This window comes from Mesonia sediminis (assembly GCF_042684705.1).
GTDB classification, from domain to species: Bacteria; Bacteroidota; Bacteroidia; order Flavobacteriales; family Flavobacteriaceae; genus Mesonia; species Mesonia sediminis.
The window spans coordinates 1-1,991 of record NZ_JBHULZ010000034.1 but is presented as its reverse complement, the minus strand read 5'-3'; the positions used below and the strand labels follow the sequence as shown (position 1 = coordinate 1,991).

Sequence of the window (1,991 nt, the reverse complement as noted above, 5' to 3'; positions counted from 1 at the left end):
CTTGTTGATATTCCATTTTTAAAGATAAAAAAAATTAAAAATATATCCTTAAAAAAAGACTGCAATGATGGCATGGTTTTGAGACAGTCTGACGGTCTCGTATATGGCCCGTCGCTTGCAAATTAGCGATTATTTTTCGGTTGAGCCACAAGGCAGATTTTTAAATATTACTATTTATTTTTTTAATTGGAAATCGTCAAATTTTTAAATTTGACGATTTCCAAATTAAGCTCAAACTTCGATTAATCAAATAAATAGCTATGAGCTATATACTTTGTTGGTAGCTGTTTTTAAATAATAAATTTAAATCCAAGAAATGATTGCATAAAAATACTAGTTTCTTTATTAAAATTTGATGTTGCACCTAGGTTAATATACATAGATCCTGCTAAATTATAAGACATCAATAAGCCTGCATCAACTCCTAAAATAGCTTTTTTTATTTCATAATCTTTAAAGTCTAGTATTGAAAGGCCGTACTTTATTTCAAATTTAAAGGATTTGTTTTTTGAAAACTCGTTTCCAGCTAATAAGGAATATTTTAATAAGTTATAATTTGGCTCATCATTTTTTCTAATGATTGTTGCATAAGTAAAGTTTAAGCCAAGTGTAGTATTTTTATCATCAAAAGTTTTGGTAATATCAAAATTTAAGGACTCTCCATAATTATCTTTTGCTAATGCCAAACCGACATTTGCAGAAAATGAATAAAAGTTTTCTTTAGTATTTAATTCACTCTTGTCTTGAGCAGAAATATTGATACTAAATAGAATAAGCGTTATAGTAAATATAGTTCTCATATTTAATCAGTTATATGAATTCTTGAGTGGAAAACGTCTTAATTTACAGAGAATCTTCAACTCAAGAATTTGTTTTAATCTCTATTACTTTGATAGTATATCCCATGCTTTGTCAAATGCAGCACTAGTTGCTCCTGCCCCTTTTACAGCTCCTGCAACAGCACCAATAACAGTTGAGCTTCCTGCAGCCGCTCCTGCAGCACCACCTATTGCATCAGCTGCAATCGTTAACCATTTTCTTAATTTCCATCCTTTAAATAATCCATTAGTAACAGGATACTTAGTGTCCCAATATAGCATAGAATATCTACTAACTGAACTAGCTATTAATATCACAGACTTTTCTTCTAATGAGTAACTTTCCAATTGATTTTCAAAATCTTTTATTTGATTAGTAATAAGCTCAATATTATTTCCATCATAATCATCTATAATTTGTATTAATTCAAGAAGTTTTGACCTTTGAAAAGATGATACATTTATTTGATTGATATAACTTTCGAAATCATAATTTATTACGTTATTTATGATAGGTTCTAAAAACTCTCTAGAGGCTAAGTTATCGACTTGACCTTCTTCGTTAAAATGATCTTCTATTATAGAATAAACTTCATCTAGCGATTCCATATTGTAATTATTCTCATCAAAATTTTGAAGAAACATATTATGCTCATAACCAATGTAATCTAATGGATTTTCAGGATTTGATGCTTCTTCCCATTCTGAATTAATTGAATTAGGTTCTGTCAAATAATTGTGGGTTATAGCGTCTTGATTTTTTACATTACTCTTAGTGTTTTCTGTTAGATTATTTTCATCATTACTACAACTTATTAAACCAAAGGTTATGAAAAAAATAAAAAATTTTAAAATAGTAAGTTTCATAATTAATAAAATTTATGTTTTGTTTAATGTATAACAAAACAAGGTTGAACAATAAAGTGCCTAATCAAAGTTTTAGGCATTTGATTTTACATCATTCGCTAGTTACTATCTTCTTCCTTCAGAGAGTCAGTTTGTGTTTTTATTTTAAAATCCGTAAGTCGGATGGTCATTAAATTGCTCTGTTTAGGTGTTTAAATAGCTACCAACGGCAGTCAGTCTCAAAACTACCAATTAATGCTCTTAAAAATAATATTTTTCTGATTTTTATGAAATTTATCGAGGAGTCAATATTTTTTGAAAATGATT

General features: G+C 28.2%; 2 protein-coding genes. Both read right to left on the bottom strand.

All coding sequences use genetic code 11. The annotated features are described in order from the left end of the window. Nucleotides 1–290: 290 nt before the first annotated feature. Nucleotides 291–800 (bottom strand): hypothetical protein, encoded by a 510-nt coding sequence (locus ACFSQ0_RS07245; protein WP_379046291.1) that lies wholly within the window; start codon nt 798–800, stop codon nt 291–293. Nucleotides 801–884: 84 nt separating this feature from the next. Beyond that, nucleotides 885–1,685, bottom strand: a complete 801-nt coding sequence (locus ACFSQ0_RS07240) for a hypothetical protein (RefSeq protein WP_379046289.1) — start codon at nt 1,683–1,685, stop codon at nt 885–887. Nucleotides 1,686–1,991 lie beyond the last annotated feature (306 nt).

Bases quoted from the DNA above. Each gene is read 5' to 3' on its own strand.
- ACFSQ0_RS07245 (WP_379046291.1), bottom strand. From the start codon at position 800: ATGAGAACTATATTTACTATAACGCTTATTCTATTTAGTATCAATATT.
- ACFSQ0_RS07240 (WP_379046289.1), bottom strand. From the start codon at position 1,685: ATGAAACTTACTATTTTAAAATTTTTTATTTTTTTCATAACCTTTGGT.